Here is a 21,355-nt window from a genome sequence, read left to right on the forward strand (position 1 = left end):
GCCAGCCTGCCAGACCGGGGTGCGCGTCCTCCGGACCGGGCGGAGCAAGGCAACCTTCGAGGAGCGGGGACCATGGACAAGAAGATGAACCAGCAGCTCTCCGGGCCTACCCCGCCCCAGGAGGCGCTCGGGGCGATCCCCGCCGACGCAGCGGCGCGGCCTGCAGGTCCGCAGCCGCCCAGCGTCAGCGCGATGATCAACCGGACGCTGGCGCACTGGTACGTGGCGGTGCTGGTGGCGATCGCGGGGCTCGGGTTCACGGTGCTCGTCGTGCAGTCGAGGAAGCCCGCGTACCGCTCCGAGACCGTGATCTTCTACCGCGAGGGCGTCAAGGCGACGTACCTCGGGCCCGACGGGCCCGACCCGCTCCGCACCCTCTCCGCGCGGCTCAAGGAGACGCTGCTCGCGCGCTCCAACCTCGAGAAGGTCGTGACGGAGTTCAACCTCTTCCCCGACGTCCTCGAGAAGCGGGGCATGGTCGACGCGGTCGATCGGCTCCGCGCCAAGATCACCTTCAAGGCCCGCTCGCAGGACACCTTCGCGATCTCGGCCGAAGGGGAGACGCGCGAGCAGGCGCAGGAGGTGACGCAGCGGCTCGCGGACATCCTCGTCGAGGAGACGACCCGCATGCGCAGGTCACAGGCGAAGCTGACGAACGAGTTCCTCGACGCCGAGCTGAAGCGCGCCGAGCAGGACGTCGAGAAGGCCGAGACCGAGCTCGCGGCGTTCCTCGCCGAGCACCCCGAGTTCGCCGCCGAGCAGAACTCGCCCGGCGGCGCGCAGGGCGGCGCCGCCATCCGGGAGCGGGAGCGGCGCGCCACCGGGACCGACCCGACCCTCGAGGCGCTCGAGCGGCAGGTGCCCCGCCTGCGCAGCCGGCTCACCGGCAAGCCGGAGCAGCCGGCGGCGAGCGCCGCCGGGGTGCCCTCCCCCGCGCTCACCCGGCAGCGGGATCAGGCCGAGCAAGAGCTCGCCACCGCGCGGCGGGATCTGGCCGACAAGCAGTCCCGCTTCACCGAGCAGCACCCCGACGTCCGGGCGGCGGTGGCCCGCGTGACCAACGCCGAGGCGGCGCTGCGGCGCGCCGAGCAGGCGCTCATCCTGCCGCCGGAGCCGGTGGTGGAGGTCCCCGCGACCGACGAGGCCGAGAAGGCGAAGATCAAGTCCCAGCTCGCCGCTCTCGAGCGGGAGATCGCGGCGCGCAGGGGCGCGAAGAAGGGCAACGCGGCCGACGCGAGCGAGGCGGCGAAGCAGATCATCAACACCGAGACCGACTGGTCGCGGCTCAGCCGCGAGAAGGCGCGCGCGCAGCAGCGCCTCTCCGACCTCGAGGGCAAGTCGTTCCGCGCGGAGATCGCCGCGAGCTCGGAGCAGGGCGGCTACTCGGCGCAGATCGAGGTGCTCGACCCGGCGTACCGGCCGAGCGCGCCGTCGAGCCCGTCGCGGTTGATCATCGCCATCGGCGGGCTGTTCTTGTCCGTTGCGGCCGGCATCGCGGCCGCCGCGGCGCGTGGCATCGTGTTCGACGATCGGGTTTACGACATGGAAGATATCGATCGAATGGCGCTCGCTCCGGTGCTCGTCGTCGTACCGCCCGCCGCGCGCGCGCCCCGAGGGCGCCGTGGCTGAGACAGGCGGAGCTGAGCCGGGAAAGCCCCCGCCGGTCGCTTCCCTCGAGCGGGCGCTCGATCAGGTCTGCGATTTCCTGAGTCGCGCGGAGCAGACCGCGCGGGTCCGCGCCCTCGTCATCGAGGCGCGCCGGCTCCGCAACGTGGTCGGCAACTGGCGCTCGATCGCGCCGGATCCGGACGTGCGCGAGGAGATGATCGCCCGCGTCCTGCGCCTCGCGAACGACGCGGAGGACGTGGTCTCGGCGGAGCGCCCGAGCTCCAGCCAGGACGACGCGAGCGCCGCGTTCGACTCGCCGACCATCCGGCAAGATCTGCCCCCTCCGGGGCCGCAGCACCCGCAGGCGATGGGGCTGCGCTTCGGCGCCGCGCAGGCGCCGGGCGCTCACCCCGGCGCGCAGCAGCCGCTCAGGGGGCCGCCGCCAGCGACGGCGCTCTTCCTCGGGGGTCCCGCGGCGAACCACGGCGAGCACCGCGCGCATCCGGGTACCGCGACGGTGCTGGGCATGCCCACGCCGGCGCTGCCGCACGGCGCCGAGCGGCAAGGCTCATCCCCCGCGATCGCGCGTGTCGTCGATCTGAGCGCGACGCTGAGCAGTCCTGGGCTCGCGTCGAGCGGCGGGAGGCCGGGCAGCTCGCCGGCGCTGCCGGTGCCGATCGAGCGGGTCATCGCCTCGCCATCGCGCGACGTGGGGGTCCGGGACGCGGCGGCGCCCCCCGGGGGAGCGCCGTCCATCGAGCGATCGTTCAGCGGCGCGTTCTCCTCGCCTCCTTCGCTCGTCTTCGATCGCGTGGTGCCGCCCGCGACGCGCGAGGTGACGGTGCGCGAGGTGCCGCAGCCGCATCAGCAGCCGCAGCCGCATCAGCCGCCCGAGAGGCCGATCGAGCGCTCGCTCACCAGCACGTTCAGCTCGCCGCCCTCCCTGATCTTCAACCGCGTGGTGTCGACCCCGGCGCACCAGGCCGTGGACGCGAAGCTGCAGTCGCTGGATCCGACGTTCGAGGAGCCGCCGTCGCTGCACATCGAGCAGCTGCGCTCCCTGCCCACCACGCCGGAGAGCCCCGGGTTGCTCCCGGAGGAGTCGCTGCGCGGCCCGGGCGAGATCACCGTGCGCCCCGTGCCGATGCCGGACGCCGTGGATCCGAACATCGTGATGCTCCGCGCGCCCTACTCGCCCCAGGCCGACGCCTACCGGACGCTCCGGCGCAAGCTGCCGACGGGCGCGGGGATCACCATCGCCGTGACGAGCGCGGGACCCGGCGAGGGCAAGACGTCGTGCGCCATCAACCTCGCCCTCGCGCTCCGCGAGACCGTCCGCGGGAAGATCCTCCTCGTCGAGGCGAACATCCGCAAGCCCGGCATCGCGAAGGCGCTGCGGTTCGAGCCCCCGAGCTGCTTCACGGAGCAGCTCCAGCGCCACGTCAACGAACGGTTCGCGCCCTGGGTCGTCGTCGATCAGGCGGCGCCCGCCGTGACGCCCGGCGACGACGGCGGCGAGTCGTCGTCGGACAGGAACGCCGCGCCGATGGGCGGCAGGTCGCCCGACGCGAGGCTCGCCCTCCAGACGCCCGTCCACATCCTGGCCGTCGATCCGCGCACGGAGCGGCCGCCGATCTTCGACGGGGTGGCGTTCTCGACCGCGATCGAGAGCCTCAAGCGCGCGGGCTACTCGTACATCATCATCGACACGCCGCCGGTGCTCGGCAGCATGGACCTGAACGTCATCGGCGACTCGGTGGACGGCGTGGTCCTGACCTCGCTGGTCAAGAAGTCGACCCGCAAGGCGATCCGCCAGGCCATCGAGCAGCTCCGACCGGCGCCCATCCTCGGTGTCGTCCTTCTCGACGCCTGAACGGCCGGCGCGCGGCGCTCGCCTCCTTGCGCCGAAAGGTCGGGGAGGCGTAGCCGAGCGCCGGCTCCATTGTTACCTTGCAGCCCTCATGCGCTCCGGACGAGGCATTGCGGTCGCGGTCTTCGGCTGCGCGATCCTCACCCACCACGACGCCCGGGCGCAGGACGCAACTCTCCACGGCGTCTTCACCGGGTCGATCGGCGTCACCGACAACGTGACCTCCGCGGCCGAGCCCCCGGCCGGGCCCGGTCCCGACGCCGACGGCCTCGCGACCGCGAGCCCCGGCCTGATCTTCACCTACACGACGCCGCGGACCGCGCAGACGCTGTCCTACACGTTCTCGACGAGCCTCTTCTTCCGGCACGCGGAGGCGAGCTCGTACTCGAACGTGGCCGCGTGGTCCGGCCGCTTCGTCACGTCGCCGCGGACCTCGCTGACGCTCGGGGCGTCCGGATCGCAAGGCCAGCTCAACACGTTCCAGCTCGAGCAGACGCCGGGGACCACGACGCTCCAGGGCAACGCGGGCGGGACGACGAACTTCGTGCAGGGGTCGTTCAACGAGGGGTTCTCGTTCCAGCCCTCGCCGGTCTGGTCGCTCGGGCAGGCGGCGACGTTCGCCGTCTACAACCCGCTCCTGGATCGCCCGCAGCGCACGTACAGCGTGACGAACACGCTGAACGCGAACCGGAGCTTCCGTCACGACGTCGCGGCCCTCGCGCTCTCGGTCGGCTACACCCATTTCGACAACGTTCCGGTCACTGACACCGATCCCACGACCGAGGACACGACTACGTCGCGCGACCAGCTCCTCAGCACGCTCGTGGCGAGCTGGCAGCACGACCTCGGGCGTCGCTTCTCGAGCCAGCTCGACCTCGGCGGGGTCGTCGCGACGGACCTGGCCGGCGGCGCCGGGTCGCTCGCGCGCCCGAGCGGGCTCGCGGCGCTGCGCTACTTGCACGAGCGGGGCGACGCGGCCGAGCTCGCGTACACCTACGCGGCCACGCCGAACGTCTTCCTGCAGCAGATCCAGCTCTCCCACATGCTGACGCTCCGCGCCGCCGTGCCCATCCGCCCCGCCTGGCACCTGTCGGTCGAGGGCTCGGCCAGCGGGCAGCTCTCGCAACCTCTCGAGACGAACGCGGAGGGTGATCTCGACACGGGGCCGACCACGCTCGCGGTGCTCACCGACGTCGGGCTGCTCTGGAGCCCCGTCATCGTCATCCCCGATTTCGCGCTCGCGCTCCGGTACCAGCACGCGAACCAGCGCACCGAGGCGAGGACGGCGGAGCTCCCCGACACGCGCGTCGTCCGGAACACGCTCCTCCTGTCCGTGTCGGGCGCGTTCCCGCGGCAGGTGGCGCCCGGCTCGCGCATCTTGATGACCCAGCCCTTCGGCTCGGCAGGCCCTTCCGGCACGCAGCGCCGGGAGCCGGCGCCGAGCGAGCCGCTGGAGGGCGAGGCGTCGGCTGGCGCCGGCGACGCCGCTCGCTGAGCGCTCAGGGGCTCCGCCGGGCGGCCGACGGCGGCGCGCTCAGGTGCGCCGCGCGAGGAGGAAGGCCCTGTCGTCCTCGGGCAGCTGGTCGCCGCGGAACTCCTCGAGCATGAGCGTGAGCTTGTCGGCGATCGACGCGACCGGGCGGCCAGCGCTGGTGGCGCAGAGCTTGGCGAAGCCCGTGCCGAGCGCGTGCAGGCCGAGCATCTGCTTCGACGAGTTGCGCAGCTCGGTGAGCCCGTCGGTGTACATCGCGAGCACCTCGCCCGGCGCGAGCACGCTCTGGTGCGCCTCCATCGGCACCGGGCCGACCCCGAGCGCCGGGTTGACGGCCGCCTGGAGGTGCCGCAGGCCGCCCTCCGCGGTCGCCACCAGCGCCGGCGGGTGCCCTGCGTTGACGCACTCCATGCGGCCCGTCGCGGGGTCGAGGGCGACGGCCACCATCGTGACGAACGAGTGCTCCGGCAGGTACTCGCAGAGGTAGGCGTTCAGCCGGTCCATCATGCCCGTGATCCCGCGGCCGGCGTCAACCGTCGCGCGCACCATCGTGTGGACGCTCGAGCCGATGAGCGCGGCCTGGAGCCCCTTGCCGCAGACGTCCGCCACGGCGAGCATGAGGCGGCCGTCCGGCATCGGGACGATGTCCACGTAGTCGCCCCCGACCCACCGGCACGGCTCGAAGCCGAGCGCCACGTCCAGCGCCTTGAACTCCAGCCGCTTCGGGACGAAGGTCCGCTGGATCTGGTGCGCCATCTCGAGCTCGCGCTCGATCGCCGCGTGCGCCTGCGCGTGGCGCCGCGCCTCCCAGGCCGACTCGGCCTGCTGATAGACCTCCGCCGCGAGCGCGATGAGCCCGAGCCACTCGACGCTGCCGAAGTCGGGCGGCAGGGTCACGTAGAGCAGGTTCATCATCTGCTCCTCGACGCGCAGCGGACAGGCCACGACCCAGAGGGCCATGACGTCGCGCGACATCGTGAGCTCGACCGTGGCGCTGTCGCTCACCAGGTTGCCGGCCAGCACCGGCTCGCGCGTGTCCTGCACCGCCGCGAGCACGCGGCGCGAGATGTACGGCGGGGCGACGGAGTCCTCGCGCCGGAGCGACTGGAACGGGCGGTGCGGCCCGGACAGGATCGTCAGCGCGCCGTTCTGCCGGAGCCGCAGCGCGAGCGCCATGCTGCCGTGGAAGTCCTCGCGGACCATCAGCTGGCAGAGCGCGTCGAACCGATCCGTCGCGTCCTCGATGCTGAGGAGCCGCCGCGACAGGTCCATCAGGGTGAACAGGTGCTTCGCCGCGATCCGCGGCGGGTCGAGCTCGCCGAGCTTGCGGATCGCGGTCGGTTTGTCCTCCTCGAAATGGAGGCCGCCCGGGTCGATCGGCACGCGAGGGGCCCGCGCCGTGAGCTGGAACTCGAGGATGTAGTCGCCGATCCCGATGCGATCGCCCGGCTTCAGCACCTTCTCGTTGATCCGCTCGTCGTTGACGAGCGTTCCGTTGGTGCTGCCGAGGTCGCGGATCCACCACCGGCCGAACGGATCGCAGAAGAGCTCCGCGTGGCGCCGTGAGACCGTGTAGTGGTCGAGCGTGAGCTGCACGCCCGGCGCCCTGCCGATGACGATGTGGGACTCCGTCAGCGGCCGTCGCGTCCCCGGGAGATCGCCGAGCCGGATCTCCAGGTAGCCCTTCCAATCCGAGCTCGACGGCGCAGGGCCCAGGCTGTCATCTGCAGGCGACATCGTTCGACCTGGCCCGACCACGGGCGGCGGCGTGGACATGGACCGTCTTTGATGGGTACCGAACCGGCGCCCTGACATCAAGGGGATGCTCGCGATTTCGCGAGCTCGGCAAGAGCTGCATCGGTTACTGGGTTACCGGGTCACCGGGTTACGGCGTTACGGGGTCACGAGGATATGTGGTGACGAGGATACGCGGATACAAGGTGACGCGGCTACGAGGTCGCGAGGACACGCGGAGCCCCTCGCGGTCGAGTCACCCGGGAGCTCCGCCGTGGCGCCCGCGCCGTGGCGTGGGCGCCACGGCGATGCCCGCGGCGCGCCGCCCACAGCGTGGGTATTGAGCGACACGCCACGGGGCCAGCGGCGACGCGGCAACGACGCCGCCGCTGGAGGCCTGGTCACCAGGACCGCCGCGCTGGCGTGCGACGCCTGCCCGCGCCGCTCCGGACGCCCTCGCCCCCCGTCAGGCCTTGATCACCTTGGGGTTCGCCGCGCGGTAGACGCCGCGGGCGTCGACGATCAGGGCGGCGTGGTTCAGCACCAGATCGTAGTCGACCACGGAGTGGTCGGTGACGACCATGACCGCGTCGTGGCTCTTGAGCGTGTCCTCGTTGAGGGGGACGGACGAGAGCTCCGGCAGATGCGGCCAGGTGCGCATGCGCGGCAGCTTGGGCACGTGCGGGTCGTGGAAGCTCAGCACGGCCCCGAGCTTGCGCAGGAGCTCGATGATCTCGAACGCGGGGCTCTCGCGCGGGTCGTCGATGTCCTTCTTGTAGGCGACGCCGAGGAGCAGGACCTTCGTGCCCTTCAGCGCCTTGCCGCGCTCGTTCAGCGCGAGCTGGAGCTTGTTGACGACGTAGTGCGGCATCTCGACGTTCACCTCGCCGGCGAGCTCGATGAACTTGGTGGACACGCCGTACTCGCGCGCCTTCCACGCGAGGTAGAACGGGTCGAGCGGGATGCAGTGGCCGCCCCAGCCCGGGCCGGGGTTGAACCGCATGAAGCCGAACGGCTTGGTCGACGCGGCGTCGAGCACCTCCCAGACGTCGATGCCCATGGCGTCGTAGACGACCTTGAGCTCGTTCACGAGGGCGATGTTGATGGCCCGGAAGATGTTCTCGGTCAGCTTCGCCGCCTCGGCCGCGCGCGCCGAGGAGACGGCCACGACGCGCGCGATCGCCTGCGAGTAGAGCGCCTGCGCGAGGACCAGCGACGCGCGATCGACGCCGCCGACGACCTTCGGGATGGTCGCGGTGCTGTGATCGCGGTTGCCCGGGTCCTCGCGCTCGGGCGAGAAGGCGAGGTAGAAGTCCTGCCCCATGCGCAGGCCTGATTGCTCGAGGATGCCCTTGACGAGCTCATCGGTCGTGCCGGGATACGTGGTGGACTCGAGGACGATGAGCTGCCCCTTCCGCAGCCGCTCCTTGATCTTCTGGGCGGAGCCGACGACGTAGCTCATGTCGGGCTCCCGCTGGGCCGTCAGCGGGGTCGGGACGCAGATCAGGATGGCGTCAGGCTCGCCGAGCCGGGAGAAGTCCGCCGTCGCCTCCAGTCGGCCCGTCTTGGCTGCCGCCGCGATGCGCGCGGGATCGAGGTGCTTGATGTAGCCCTTCCCCTCGCTGAGCGCGGTGACCTTCGCCGGGTCCACGTCGAAGCCCAGCACGCGGAAGCCCTTCTCGATGAACGTGAGCGCCAGCGGCAGGCCGACATAACCCATGCCGATGATGCCCACCTGGGCTTCGCGGGAGTTGATCTTGGCCAGGAAGCTCTCGACCGCAGGGGGATGCGTCTCTGCCATGTCCTTTTATCTCCAGTGGTGGAGGGGAGCCGCCATGCGGATCCCGACCCAGTTTCGAAGAGAGGGGCCCGACGCTACCACAGGCCCCCCAATTTCGCTCGAGTGTCGCGTGGGGCCCCAACGTCCGGAGGGGAAAAATGCTCCTCGTTGCGGGCCGCACGCTGGTTACGCTCGTTACGCTGGCCACGCTCGTTACGCTGGCCACGCTCGTTACGCTGGCCACGCTCGTTACGCTCACCGCACTCATCACGCTCGCTGCGCGCGCTTCGCTCGTCACCCCGGGTCGGTGACATTCAGGAAACGCCTTAACGACGGCGGCGGACCGCTTCGCGTGCGAGCTGGAGGAAGTCCCGTGATGCCTGCCGCGCGATGAGCAGCGCGGAAGCGACGAAGGCGAGCCCGCCGACCACCACCTCGGCGCCAAGGCGGCCCCCGCGGGGCAGGTCGTGGAGCGACCGCATTCCGTAGCGAACGGCGAGCACCGCGGCGACCATGGGCACACACGCGAGGAGCGGGCGGACCAGCGGGCGCAGGAGCCGCATGTACGGGACGCCGTCGGCGCGCTTGACCACCCAGAGGCTCGCCAGGGCGTGCACCCCGAACGCGACGCCGACGCCGGCGCAGGCCCAGAGGACGCCGCCGATCGTTCCGAGCAGCGCGATGCCGCCGACGATCGCGGCCACCTTGAGCCACTCCAGGACCATGATCGTCCGCGTCCGGCCGTAGACCTGCATGTACGAGGACAGGACCCAGCCGATCGGGCGCGTGACGCCGAGCGCGGACAGCACGGCGAGGAGCGGGCCGGCCGGCTCCCATGCCTCGTTGAAGAACGTGTCGTTCAGGATGGTCGGGGCGACCGCGCCGAGGCCCACGGCGAGCGGGAAGATGATGAGCGCGAGCAGCGTGAGCGCGCGGACGAGCGCCGCCTTGCGCTGCTCCGGCTCGAGCTTCGCGAACGACGGGACGAGCACGTCGCCGATGCGCTCGCCGACCTGGGAGGCCGGGATGTCGGCGAGGTTCCACGCGAGGTTGTAGAGCCCGCCGACTTGCTCCCCGAACAGGCGGATCATGACGAGGTTGTCCCACTTGGAAGCCCCGAAGTTCGCCAGCGACCCGAAGTTGAGCGGGATGCCGAAGGCGAACAGCTCGCGCGCCTTCTCGCGCGACAGCGGGCTCGGCGTCAGCCACTCGGCGAGCTTCACCGCCGGGACCGTGGTCACCACGCGCACGACGGCGCGCAGGAGCGTCGCCACCACGATGGCGTTTCCCCCCCAGCCGAGCACGGCGAGGGAGACGGACGCCGCGGTGTAGGTGAGCTCGCCGGCGGCGTTCCGGAGGCTGACGCTGCGGAAGCGCATCTCGCGGATGAGCAGGCGATCGGGGACGTACCAGATCCGATCGATGAACATCGCGAGAATGAGCCCCGGCATGAACTCGAGCATCCCGGGCGCGCCGACGAGGTGCACCGCGATCGGCTCCCGGAGGAGGTACACGACGGCGATCGCGACGAGGCCCGCCACGTGGAAATAGACGGTCGCGTTGAAGACCATCTGGCGGTCGAGGTTGGGCCTCGACGCGATGAACTGGCCGGTCCCGAGGCTCGACATGAAGTGCGCCGTCATGATCACGACGGACGCTGCCGAGACCTCGCCGTACACATCCGGCGCGATGAACCGGGTGAGCACGAGGGTGCCTATCAGGCCGAGCACGCGCGAGCCGAGCCCGGTCGCGATCGTCCAGACCGCGCCGAGGACGGCCTTTCGGGCAAGCGCGGAGGAGCCGGCCACGATCAGGGCACGAAGACGGTATCGCCAGCCTTGAGCACGAGGTCCTGCTCGGGCCGCTTGCGCGAGGCGATGTCGTCGTAGTTGATGGGGATGTGCCGGAATTTGCCCGGGCTATCCATGCGGATGAGCAGGATCTGATCCGTCGAGGCGAACTGGTTGGGACCGCCGGCGAGCGCGAGCGCCTCGGAGACGGAGACGAAGTAGTTGGAGGCGAAGATGCCGGCGCGCGCGACGTTGCCGCTGACCACGAACCGGTAGCTGTTGATCCCGGTCACGGCGACGGTGATCACGGCCGTCTCGTCCTTCACGAACTCGGCGAGCCGCTTCTTCAGCTCCTCGCGCACCTGGGTCGGCGTCCTGCCGGCCACGTAGACGTCGCCGATGAGCGGCATCGTGATGACGCCATCGGCCCGGACGAGCGCCTCGCTCGACAGGTCGGCCATGCGCCAGACGTTGATCCGGATCTGGTCCCCTACCCCGATCGTGTATTCGTGCTTACGCGGGTCGTACTCCTTCGCGTAGTTCGCGGGATTGTAGACGTACGTGGGCGCGCACCCGGCGGAGAACGCGGCGAGGGCGAGCCCTGCCGCTGCCGTCAGAAGCACTCCTCGCATGAAGGACCGTTTCGTGGGACGGGCTGTGCCTTCCATGGGCGTCTGCATTGAGGAGGATGTCAGGCGGTACGGGGTTGCGATCACGCGGCGATCACGGGGTAACGAGGTGAACTCGGCCGTACGGCGGCGCGATTCACCGAGCGGCGCCAGCATTGCAGGAAGGCCGTCCGCCGCCAAGGGGAAGTTTTCGTACCGCGGCAAGACGCGGGATCCTCGAGAGGAACCAACTTGACGGGCCGATGACCTCTCTCGAAAGTCGGCTTTGATGCTGCTTCATCTGCAACGGATCGCGGTCCCCTTCGAGTACCCCGTCTACTTCACGGAGGGCGTCTTCTCGCCGAGCAACGCCGACCTGGCGGCCGCCATCGCCGCGAAGGAGCCGCGCCGGCGTCACCGCGTGCTGCCGGTGATCGACGGCGGCGTCGCGGCGGCGTGGCCGTCTCTGGCGGACGACATCGCGCGGTACGTGGGCGCGCGGCCGGACCTGCTCACGCTCGCGGCCGAGCCGATCGTGGTGCCCGGCGGCGAGGCGGCGAAGAACGACGGCGCGGCGACGGCGGCGCTGCAGGCGAGGCTCGACGCGCTGGGGATGGATCGGCAGTCGTTCGTGATGATCGTCGGAGGCGGCGCGGTGCTCGACATGGTCGGCTACGCGGCGGCGACGGTGCACCGAGGCGTCCGGGTCGTGCGGATCCCGACCACGGTGCTCGCGCAGGCCGATTCCGGGGTCGGCGTGAAGAACGGCGTCAACGCGTTCGGGAAGAAGAACCTGCTCGGCACGTTCGCTCCGCCGTTCGCGGTGCTCATCGATCCGCGCTTCCTGGAGACGCTGCCCTTGCGCGACAAGGTGGCGGGGATGGCGGAGGCGGTGAAGGTCGCGCTGATCCGGGACGCGCGGCTGTTCTCGTGGCTGTCCGAGCACGCGCCCGCGCTCGCGTCGGGGTCGCTCGCGCCGCTCGCGCAGCTCGTGCGCCGCTCGGCGGAGATCCACCTCCAGCACATCGCGAGCGCGGGCGACCCGTTCGAGCTCGGGAGCGCGCGGCCGCTCGACTTCGGGCACTGGGCTGCGCACAAGCTGGAGTCGCTCACGAAGCACAGGCTCCGCCATGGCGAGGCGGTCGCGATCGGGATCGCGATCGACACGCTGTACGCCGAGCTGGCCGGCCTGTGCAGCCAGGCGACGGCGACCGCGGTGGTGGCGGCGCTCGAGGCGCTCGGCTTCACGCTGTGGGACGAGGCGCTCGCGCTGACGCGCACGTGCGAGCGGGGCGAGCGGGGCGAGCGGGGCGAGCGGCTCTGCGTGCTCGATGGGCTGGAGGAGTTCCGCGAGCACCTCGGCGGGGAGCTCACGGTGACGTTGCTCGAGGACGTGGGGCGCGCTCGCGAGGTGCACGCGATGGAGGAGCGGCACATCGTCGCGGCGATCGCGCGGCTGCGCGAGCGCGCCGGGCGGCGGGGCGCGCTCGCGGTGACCGGCGCGACGGGCGCGGCCACGGGAGCGGCGAGCGCGGCCACGGGAGCGGCGCAATCATGAGGCTCGCGTGCGCGGGCGCGCCGCACCTCACGTACTGCACGAACATCCACGCTGGCGAGACGTGGTCGGAGGTGAAGCAGAGCCTCGAGACGCACCTGCTCGCGATCTGGTCGCGCGCGGCCGGCGGGGAGGAAGGGGCGCTGCGCGGAGGAGGCGGCGGAAGCGCCGGAGGCGGCAGCGGGGCGGAGGGCCTGGGACCGAGCGCGCGCCGCCGGTGCGGGGTGGGGCTGCGGCTCTCGGCGAGGGCGGCGGCGGAGCTCGCCGAGCCGGCGGAGCTCGACGCGTTCCGCGATTTTCTCGAGCGGAACGGCCTCTACGTGTTCACGCTGAACGGCTTCCCTTACGGCCGGTTCCACGGCGCGCCGGTGAAGGAACGCGTGTACCTGCCCGACTGGCTCGACGACGAGCGGCTCGCGTACAGCGATCTCCTGGCGACGCTCCTCGCCGAGCTGCTGCCGGCGGACGAGGGCCTGATGGGAAGCGTCAGCACGTTGCCCGGCGCGTTCAGACCGCGGGTGCGCACGCCGGGCGACGCGGCGGCGATGGCGCGGCGGCTGGTCGAGCACGCGGCGCACCTCGTGGAGATCCGCCGCCGCACGGGCAAGCACATCGCGCTGGCCCTCGAGCCGGAGCCGTGCTGCTTCCTCGAGACGACGCCCGAGGCGATCGGCTTCTTCGCCGATCACGTGTTCGCGCCGGAGCGCGCGCGCGAGCTGTCGGCGCTGGCCGGGATGAGCCTGCCCGGCGCCGAGGAGGCGCTCCGGAGCCACCTCGGTCTCTGCTTCGACGCGTGCCACATGGCGGTGGAGTTCGAGGACGCCCCCGCGTCGCTCGCGGCGCTCCGCGCGGCGGGCATCGGCGTGCACAAGGTGCAGCTCAGCGCCGGGCTGCGCGCCCGCGTGGCGGAGCGCGAGCCGGCGACGATGGCGAGGCTGCGCGCGTATGCGGAGGACGTCGTCTACCTGCACCAGGTGGTCGAGCGGCGCGGGGGCCCGGGCGGGGGCGAGCTCGTCCGCTACCTGGATCTCCCCGAGGCGCTGGCGGCGCTCGACGGCGGGACCGCAGCGCCGCCCGGGGCGCAGCCGGAGGAGTGGCGAGTCCACTTCCATGTGCCGATCTTCCGGGAGCTTGAGGGCGCGCTCGCAACGACGCAGCCGGAGCTGGCGGCGCTGCTGTCGCACCTGCGAGACTCGCCAGCGACGCAGCACCTCGAAGTGGAAACATACACCTGGGATGTACTGCCGGACGACCAGCGCCGAGGCGGGCTGGTCGAGGCGGTGGCAAGGGAGCTCCGCTGGGTGGAGGAGCGGATGGTGGGTGACGGAAGCGTGGGCGCCGGCGAGGGCAGAGGCGACGGCGAGGGCAGACGCCTCGGCGCGAGCCGTGGAGTCGGGGGTGGCCGCGAGGTCCGCGGTGGCCGCGAGGTCGGGGCTGGCCGCGAGGTCGGGGCTGGCCGCGAGGTCGGGGCGAGCTCCGCCGGGCAAGCCGACAGCGAAATCGGCGCGAGCTCCGGCGGCCGAGCGGACAGCCGGACGGGGGCAGGGCGATGAGCTCGCGCGCACGGGTATACCTGCGGCTCGGCCGCGTCTCGAACCTGCCCACGGTGTGGACGAACGTGCTCTGTGGCATGGCCCTGTCGGGGTCTGCGCCGCGGGCGCCCGAGGTGGCGCTGGTGGGGTTCGCGGTGTCGCTGATGTACGTGGGCGGCATGTTCCTGAACGACGCGTTCGACCGGGAGATCGACGCGCGCGAGCGGCCCGAGCGGCCGATCCCATCCGGACTGGTGAGCGCCCGCGAGGTGTTTGCGGTCGGCTACGGCCTGCTCGGGGCCGCGGTGTTGCTCGTGGGCGGCCACGCCTATGTGGCGAACCGGGGGATGGCGCCCGCCCTGGCGAGCGCGCTGCTCGCCGGGGCGATCGTGCTTTACGATGCCTGGCACAAGGGGAACCCGCTGAGCCCGGCGCTGATGGGGGCGTGCCGCGTGCTGGTCTATGTGACGGCGGCGTTCGCGGCGGGGGGGCAGCTCGGGAGCGCGGTGATCGCCGGGGGGGTGGCGCTGCTGTTCTATTTGATCGGGCTGACCGCGATCGCGAAGCAGGAGAACCTGCTGGCGGTACGCAGCCTGTGGGCGCTCGGCTTCATGGCGGTCCCGTTCCTGGCGACGCTCGGCGCGCCGCTCACGGGGATGATGGGGACGATCGCCTACGGGGCGCTCGCTGGCTGCGTGATCCACGCGGTGAGGTTGCTGCGGGGGGCGCGGAAGGACCGGATCCCGCGCGCCGTGGTGACGCTCATCGCAGGGATATCGCTGCTGGACGCGGTGCTCATCGCGAGGAGCGGCGCGCCGGGCGCCGGCGGCGCGGCGGCGCTCGCCATGCTGGGATTTCCGCTGACGCTGGCGATGCAGCGGGTGGTGAGGGGGACGTGAGGGAGAGGTAAGAAGAGCCACGCCCTACCTTCCGATCGAGCATCAGCCCGAGTTTCGGGAGAACACGTGAGTCACAGGAGACACCCGCACATGTCCACATATCGCCCCCGAATGAAACAGGCCGGCTTTCTGGCGTTCGTCCTCGTCGGGTCCGGGTGCGGGCTCCTCCTCGGGCTTGGCGACTTCGAGGACGCTTCCACTTCAGGAAGCCAGAGCTCTGGCGGGAATGGCGGATCAAATGCGTGCCCCCCTGACACATCCGAGCAATGCTATAGTGGCCCGCCTAGCACCGCGAAGGTTGGGCTCTGCCGCCCCGGAACCCGGACCTGCGACAGCCGAGGCGAGGTCTGGAGCGCCTGCCAGGGCGAGGTGGTGCCCCAACAGGAGAGCTGCGCCTCCACCGAGGACGAGAACTGTGATGGGTTCGACTGTGCGCTGTGGGCAAAAACGTTCGATACACCTAGCGGCGCTGCAAACATCCACTCGATAGCCTTCGACAGCGAAGAAAATATCATCGCGGCTGGCTCGTTCGCGCGCTCGATACAGTTCGGACCCGAGCCGCTGGTCGGCTCCGACGACGACGACTCTGGCGTCGACGCTTTCATCGTCTCCTTCGATAGCGCCGGAAATCATCGCTGGAGCCGCCAGATCGGCGCTCCGCTGGCCCAGGAAGCGACATCTGTGGGCGTCGACAGCGCGGGCGACGTCATCGTCACAGGGATCAACACCGGCAGCTTGAACCTCGGAGACGAAAACGTGGGCCCGGGCATCTTCGTCGCGAAGTTCGACAGCGACGGGAACCACCTGTGGAGCAAGGGCATCGGCGGATCATCGGCGGGCGATTCCGGCTTCGTGGCAGGTCATCCAAAGGTCGAGATCATGCCCGACGGCGACGTCATCCTCGCTGGAAACTTCGCTGGCACCCTCCAGTTCGACGATGACCAGTTCACCACCTATCCCGCGGAGGCGTATGACATCTACGTGGCGAGGCTCGACGGAGAGACCGGGTCCAGCAGCGCGGCGGACGGCGGATGGGTCCAGCGATTCAAGAGTCAAGGGGACGACACCTTGACCGGGCTCGCCGTTCACTCGAGCAGCAACATCATCATCACCGGGAATTTCGCTCAGAGGATCGAGTTCGGCTCTCTCTCACCGGCGATCAACGAGGGAATGTTCCTCGTCAATTTGAACAGGGACGGAAGCCCCGCCTGGGCCCGCGGCTTCGCCAATGCTGAGCCGACCGCGCTGAGCATCGACACGCTCGGCAACATCTCTGTGACAGGCGCCTACGAACATCCCACCGATTTCGGGGGCGGCGCTCTGCCAGAGTGGAGCCAAATGGCGTTTACGGCGCAGTTCAACATCACCGGAAACCACATATGGAGTCGCGGCTTCAGAGGGGACATCACGACGGCGAGCATCAGCACCGACGCGAACAACAATGTCATCGTGCTCGGCACTGTGGCGTATGAAGTGAGAATCGACGACGGCGAGATACTGTATGTGGAAGAGATGCCATCGCCCATAGTCATCAAGCTCGACCCCGAGGGAAGAACGGTCTGGAAAAGGTGGTTCCCTCTCGAGCCTTTCGGCGCGGGACCTGCAGGGGCCGCCAAAACACACCCCGGAGGCGGAACCGTTATCGCAGGACGAGGGGTCAACACCACCGACCAGAGCACGACCATCGATTTTGGAACCGGCCCGCAACCCATAGTAGACAACGCTCTCTTCATCGCGAGGCTCGGCAAGTGAGCGCCTCGCGATGCCGCACGAGCCGACCGGCAGGCCGCACCGAGGCAGCTCGTGAGCGTTCAGTCAAAGATGTGACTCAGGACGATCTCCTTGATGTCCGCAGCATGAACGCTCCTGTTCGGCAGCAGGGACGCATCGGTCGACGCCACGAGCGGCCCCTCTCTGGCGCTCTCGGTCACGCGACCGTGAGAGCCCTTCACGAGCGAAGCGTCCAACGAGATGACATCCATCAGATAGCGGAAACCGAGCTTCTTCTTGAGTAGCCTCCACGCGACGTGGGCCGGCGGGAGACGCAGGCCCGCATCGACGAAGAGCTCCACGGGGTCATAGCCTGGCTTCCTGTGGATATCGACCGTCCTCGCGAACTCGGGGGCCTTGCTGTCATCCGTCCAATAATAGTACGTGAACCATCGGTCCTTCTTGGAGACGGCGACGAGCTCACCTGACCTCGGGTGATCCAGCCCGGCGGCGCGCTTGCCCTCGCCGTCGAGGACGAAGTCCACGCCAGGCAGCTTCACGAGCAGGCTCTTCACCTCGTCGATCCTCTCCGGGCGTCGAACATAGACGTGCGCAATCTGGTGGTCGGCCACCGCGAACGCCTCGGAGGCTCCCGGATCCAGCTTCTCCAGGCCACGCTCGACGCGCACGCGAATGAGCCCTTGCTCCCGCAGCGCCCGGTTGATGTGCACAGCGCCCGTCACAGGCGTGATGCCATACTCGGAGAGCACCAGCACCCGCGCTCCGTCCTTGCGCACGTGCTCGATGAGCTCCCCGCAAACGGCATCTACCGCTCTGAGATCCTTCTCGACGGCTGGATCGCCCGGGCCGAGCCGCTGCAGGTTGTAGTCGAGGTGCGGAAGGTAAACCAACGTCAACGTTGGCCGTCGCGTGTCATACACATGGCGCGCACACCGCGCAATCCACTCCGTCGACCGGATATCCGCATTCGGACCCCAGAAATTGAAGAGCGGGAACTCACCCAACCGGCAGACGAGCTCATCTCGCAACGACGCCGGCTCGGTGTAAATATCCGGCAGCTTGAGCCCGTCCGCCCAGTAGATCGGCCTCGGCGTTACGGCATAGTCTGCCGAGCTGTACATATTGTACCACCAGAACAGCTTCGCGCAGGTGAACGTCGGATCGCGCCGACGCGCGGCTTCCCAGATCTTCTCACCTGCCACGAGCTGGTTCGCCTGACGCCACAGGTTCACCTCGGCGATGTCGCGGAAGTACCAGCCGTTCGCGACACAGCCGTGCCCGCTCGGGAGGAGGCCTGTGGTGAACGTCGACTGGACCGTGCACGTGACCGCCGGCAGGACGGCCTGAAGAGGACGCATCACGCCCTCCCGTGCGAGCCGCTTCAGGTTCGGCGTGGAATCGCCGAGAAGCTCGCCGGTGAGCCCGACGACATTGAGGACGACGGTGCGGTGCATACGTTGGTTCGATCAGCCCTTCACGACGGGGGCCTGCCCGCGCAGGACCGAGTTCCCCTCGAACAGGGCGCGCTGATCCACCGCAGGCGCTTCGCCGAACTCTGCGAGATCCAGCCGGCCGCTCTGGGAGAAGAAGGCGAGGGGGTTCTTCCAGACGATCCGCTCGATCACCTCGTCCGCGATCCCATTCTCACGCATCCGGGCCGCCGTCTTCGGCACTTTCAGGGGATCGCTCACGCCCCAGTCCGCGGCGCTGTTGATCAGCATCCGCTCCGCACCGTATTTCTTGACCAGCGCGACCATCCGGTCTTCGTCCATCTTGGTGTTCGGGTAGATGGAGTGACCCGCCCAGCAGCCCGACGCGAGCACGAGCGGCAGCGTCTCCTCGTTATTGTGATCGATGAGCACGCGCTCCTCGGGGAACCGAAGCTCTCGCACCGCGGCGAGCGTCCGCTCGGTTCCCCGCTTCTTGTCACGGTGCGGCGTGTGTACGAGGATGGGAAGCTCGTGCTCCCTCGCGAGCTCGACCTGCAGGGCGAAGTACTTCTCTTCGTCGGGCGTCATGTCGTCAAACCCGATCTCGCCGACAGCGACCACGCCCTCCTTGTCGAGGTAACGCGGCAGGAGATCGATGACACCTTGCGCCACGCGAGGGTTATTGGCCTCCTTCGGATTGAGCGCCAGAGTACACAGGTGACGGATGCCGAACTGGCTGGCCCGAAAGCGCTCCCAGCCGAGCAGGGACGTGAAGTAGTCCTCGAACGAGCCGACGTGCGTCCTCGGTTGACCGAGCCAGAACGCCGGCTCGAGGACGGCCACGATGCCGGCCGCGGCCATCGCCTGGTAGTCGTCCGTCGTCCGCGATGTCATGTGGATGTGGGGATCGAATAGCTTCAAGAGTCCCTCCGCAGCGCGCCGTTTCACTCGGGGATCCGCGTCGCGCGCTCGCGCTCATGGTCCAGGGAGAGCAAGCCTATGTCGACCGGGATGCCCCGGCCAGCCGCCCTCCGTTCGCTCGCGAAGTCCTCCGCCATCCTGGCGAGCTCGCCCGATCGCCGCCGGTCGAGCCCGACGATCCGGGCGAGCGCCACGCCCATGAACATGGCCTTGAGGACCATCTGGTTGAAGTTGAGATCGGGAAAATAGGCAGCCGGGTAGGGGTTCTCGCAGGCGATCGCTTCGAAGATGGGCAGCTCGTTCGTGCGGCACGCCTCGACCGCGAGCGGAACGAAGCGCTCCGCCTCGGTCAAGAGCGGCAGTGCCCGCAAGAGCGCCTGCCGCTCCCGGCCGTCTCCCTGCTCATAACAAACACGGAGCAGCGATTCGAGCTCCGGTGCGGGCAGGCGCCTCGAAACCTGCGCCAGCATCGTTACCCGGCCGAGCTCATCCAGCGCCCGGCCATCGACCACCCCGGCGACACCGGCAGCCTCCAGGGCATCCCGCTCGTCGGGGTGAAGCCCGAGCTGCGCCCTGCCGAGCACGCGTACCGCCGCAGTGAACGTCGCGAGGAAGCGGTCGAGATCGAACCACGTCGACGACTCGCTCTCCCGCGCGTCGGGCGTGCCACCGAGACCCGCACCGATCCCGGTCGCCCGTTCGACGCGCTCCAGCCAGGAGCGCGCCGCCGGCGGAATCCGGCGCGATAGAATTCCAAACAGCAGTAGGGAAGCGTCTTGCATTGTAGCCATGCCCGCCGGTCCGGGCGCCTGCCGCAAGATGCCGACGTCGCCGAGCGGTGGAAAGTTATACCAAGGGGCGCGCTGTTCGGATAGTGTCCTACTGCATGATGGACCAGAAGCGTTTCCTTTTTCCTTTTATGCCCATCGCAGCCGCCCTTTTCGGGCTTGGCTTCACCCTGAATGGCTGCGGCGGTAGCGAGAGCGGCGCAGGCGGAGGAGGCGGGGGAGGATCCGGTCCCGGGACAACGGGCTCCGGCGGCGGCACCTCGACCGGCGCCCCCACGAGCAGCGGAAGCGGCTCCAACACCAGCGCCAGCGGCAGCACCACCGGCAGCACCACCGGCAGCACCAGCGGCTCGGGCACCACCACGAGCAACGGAGCCGGCGCCGGCCCTGCGACCGGCTCCGGCTCCGGCGCCGGTGGGAGCGGGACGATCGAGTGCGACGAGCCGGGCGGGACCGTACCGCCGCTCAAGCTGACGGAAGTCGTACGTGGTCTGGATCAGCCCCTCTTCGTGACGAGCGAGCCGAAGGACGCCAGCCGGCTCTATGTGCTGGAGCAGGGTGGAACGATCCGCCTCATCAGCGACGGCGTACTGCAGAGCACTCCATTCCTTGATATTACCGACGACGTCCAGCAGGTCGAGTGGGAAGCCGACGAGCGTGGACTCTTGGGGTTTGCGTTTCACCCTGACTATGCGGCCAACGGCCGGTTCTTCCTCTACTTCAACACGACGAACAACTTGCTGGTTCTTCGAGAGTACAGGCGTTCTGAGAGCAACCCGGACCGAGCTGCCCCACAGGCGCAAAACGAGCTTCTCTCGATACGGGTGCTGCGAAAGAACCATAACGGCGGCATGCTCGCCTTCGGGCCCGACGCCATGCTCTACGTCGGCGTCGGCGATGGTGGCAGCGAAGGCGATACGCAGGACCCGGACAGGAACGGTCAGAATATCGACGTAAAGTACGGGAAAATCCTGCGCATCAACGTTGACACATATCCGACTCCCCCCGCCGGAAACCTCGCCGGAGGAGACCCGGACATCTGGGACTACGGCCTCCGCAACCCATGGCGGTTCAGCTTTGATAGCTGCAATGGCGACCTGTACATCGGCGATGTGGGGGCGAAATCGGTCGAAGAGATCAACGTCGAGCCACGCGGCCAGGGGCACAAGAATTACGGATGGAGCATCTTCGAGGGGAGCGGCTGCTACCCGCCGAGCCAGACGAACTGCCAACTCGCAAATCACACACCGCCTGTCGCGGTGCACGGGCACGGCACCGGCGATGGGTCAATCACTGGAGGGTATGTGTACCGCGGCAGCAGGATCCCTGCGCTGCGTGGCACTTACATCTATGGCGATTTCTCCTCCAACCGCATTCATAGCTTCGTCTGGAAGAACGGCAGCAAGGTGGGAGAGAGGCCTCTCACGACCGATCTCGAGAGCGCGGATACGCTGCAAGCGCTTGCGTCCTTCGGAGAGGACGCCGCCGGGGAGCTCTACGTGGTTGACTATGGAGTCAACGGTAGCGGACGGCTGTTCCGCATCGATCCTGAATGATCGGGGGCATAGCGCCAGGGTCACGCCGCCAGCGCGGAGAGGGTGGTAGCTGAGGCACTTC

Annotated in this window: 15 protein-coding genes; 8 read left to right on the plus strand and 7 right to left on the minus strand. The window is 69.4% G+C overall.

The window, feature by feature from the left end:
- Positions 1–72 precede the first annotated feature (72 nt).
- The 3 genes from ACSRUE_RS43985 (at position 73) to ACSRUE_RS43995 (ending at position 4,973) form a co-directional block, all read left to right on the plus strand.
- Entirely contained in the window at positions 73–1,629 is a 1,557-nt protein-coding gene (locus ACSRUE_RS43985; protein ID WP_441288797.1) for a GumC family protein, read from the plus strand.
- Complete coding sequence (locus ACSRUE_RS43990) at positions 1,622–3,481, plus strand: hypothetical protein (RefSeq protein WP_437761463.1); 1,860 nt, start codon at positions 1,622–1,624, stop codon at positions 3,479–3,481. The genes ACSRUE_RS43985 and ACSRUE_RS43990 overlap by 8 nt, the downstream gene beginning before the upstream one ends.
- A gap of 88 nt (positions 3,482–3,569) precedes the next feature.
- Positions 3,570–4,973, plus strand: a complete 1,404-nt coding sequence (locus ACSRUE_RS43995) for a hypothetical protein (RefSeq protein WP_441288798.1) — start codon at positions 3,570–3,572, stop codon at positions 4,971–4,973.
- Positions 4,974–5,012: 39 nt separating this feature from the next.
- Here the strand turns inward: ACSRUE_RS43995 and ACSRUE_RS44000 are convergent, their stop codons facing one another.
- From ACSRUE_RS44000 to ACSRUE_RS44015, 4 genes are all read right to left on the minus strand, one after another.
- Positions 5,013–6,707 (minus strand): SpoIIE family protein phosphatase, encoded by a 1,695-nt coding sequence (locus ACSRUE_RS44000; protein ID WP_437943876.1) that lies wholly within the window; start codon positions 6,705–6,707, stop codon positions 5,013–5,015.
- 463 nt (positions 6,708–7,170) lie between these two features.
- Positions 7,171–8,505 carry a nucleotide sugar dehydrogenase gene (locus tag ACSRUE_RS44005; RefSeq protein WP_441288799.1) on the minus strand — a complete coding sequence of 445 codons (1,335 nt, stop codon included), beginning with the start codon at positions 8,503–8,505 and terminating at the stop codon, positions 7,171–7,173.
- Positions 8,506–8,810: 305 nt separating this feature from the next.
- Positions 8,811–10,292, minus strand: coding sequence for an oligosaccharide flippase family protein (locus ACSRUE_RS44010; protein WP_437761468.1), 1,482 nt, complete (start codon positions 10,290–10,292; stop codon positions 8,811–8,813).
- Positions 10,293–10,294: 2 nt separating this feature from the next.
- Positions 10,295–10,906, minus strand: a complete 612-nt coding sequence (locus ACSRUE_RS44015; protein WP_437761469.1) for a polysaccharide biosynthesis/export family protein — start codon at positions 10,904–10,906, stop codon at positions 10,295–10,297.
- 265 nt (positions 10,907–11,171) lie between these two features.
- On the opposite strand from ACSRUE_RS44015, the gene ACSRUE_RS44020 reads away from it, so the two are divergent.
- The 4 genes from ACSRUE_RS44020 to ACSRUE_RS44035 all read left to right on the plus strand — a co-directional run bounded on the left by ACSRUE_RS44020 (position 11,172) and on the right by ACSRUE_RS44035 (position 16,620).
- Positions 11,172–12,440: a 3-dehydroquinate synthase gene (locus ACSRUE_RS44020; protein WP_441288800.1), complete on the plus strand. Its 1,269-nt coding sequence runs from the start codon at positions 11,172–11,174 to the stop codon at positions 12,438–12,440.
- Positions 12,437–13,990 carry a metabolite traffic protein EboE gene (eboE, locus tag ACSRUE_RS44025; protein ID WP_441288801.1) on the plus strand — a complete coding sequence of 518 codons (1,554 nt, stop codon included), beginning with the start codon at positions 12,437–12,439 and terminating at the stop codon, positions 13,988–13,990. Before ACSRUE_RS44020 ends, eboE begins: the two co-directional genes overlap by 4 nt.
- Positions 13,987–14,868, plus strand: coding sequence for a UbiA family prenyltransferase (locus ACSRUE_RS44030; protein ID WP_441288802.1), 882 nt, complete (start codon positions 13,987–13,989; stop codon positions 14,866–14,868). Before eboE ends, ACSRUE_RS44030 begins: the two co-directional genes overlap by 4 nt.
- A 369-nt stretch (positions 14,869–15,237) precedes the next feature.
- On the plus strand, positions 15,238–16,620 hold the full coding sequence (locus ACSRUE_RS44035; protein ID WP_441288803.1) for a hypothetical protein: 1,383 nt from the start codon (positions 15,238–15,240) through the stop codon (positions 16,618–16,620).
- A 59-nt stretch (positions 16,621–16,679) separates the two neighbouring features.
- Here the strand turns inward: ACSRUE_RS44035 and ACSRUE_RS44040 are convergent, their stop codons facing one another.
- From ACSRUE_RS44040 to ACSRUE_RS44050, 3 genes are read right to left on the minus strand one after another with little or no spacing between them, the layout of a single operon-like run.
- On the minus strand, positions 16,680–18,053 hold the full coding sequence (locus ACSRUE_RS44040) for an alkaline phosphatase family protein (RefSeq protein WP_441288804.1): 1,374 nt from the start codon (positions 18,051–18,053) through the stop codon (positions 16,680–16,682).
- 12 nt (positions 18,054–18,065) lie between these two features.
- Positions 18,066–18,923 carry a TatD family hydrolase gene (locus ACSRUE_RS44045; protein ID WP_441293192.1) on the minus strand — a complete coding sequence of 286 codons (858 nt, stop codon included), beginning with the start codon at positions 18,921–18,923 and terminating at the stop codon, positions 18,066–18,068.
- A 50-nt stretch (positions 18,924–18,973) separates the two neighbouring features.
- On the minus strand, positions 18,974–19,768 hold the full coding sequence (locus ACSRUE_RS44050; protein ID WP_441288805.1) for an EboA domain-containing protein: 795 nt from the start codon (positions 19,766–19,768) through the stop codon (positions 18,974–18,976).
- A gap of 68 nt (positions 19,769–19,836) precedes the next feature.
- Here ACSRUE_RS44050 and ACSRUE_RS44055 point away from each other — a divergent pair, with 68 nt between their 5' ends.
- A complete protein-coding gene (locus ACSRUE_RS44055; RefSeq protein ID WP_441288806.1) occupies positions 19,837–21,294 on the plus strand; it encodes a PQQ-dependent sugar dehydrogenase in 1,458 nt (485 codons plus the stop codon).
- Positions 21,295–21,355 lie beyond the last annotated feature (61 nt).

Origin of the sequence: Sorangium sp. KYC3313, from assembly GCF_052075895.1 — a bacterium.
Lineage (GTDB): Bacteria > Myxococcota_A > Polyangia > Polyangiales > Polyangiaceae > Sorangium > Sorangium cellulosum_B.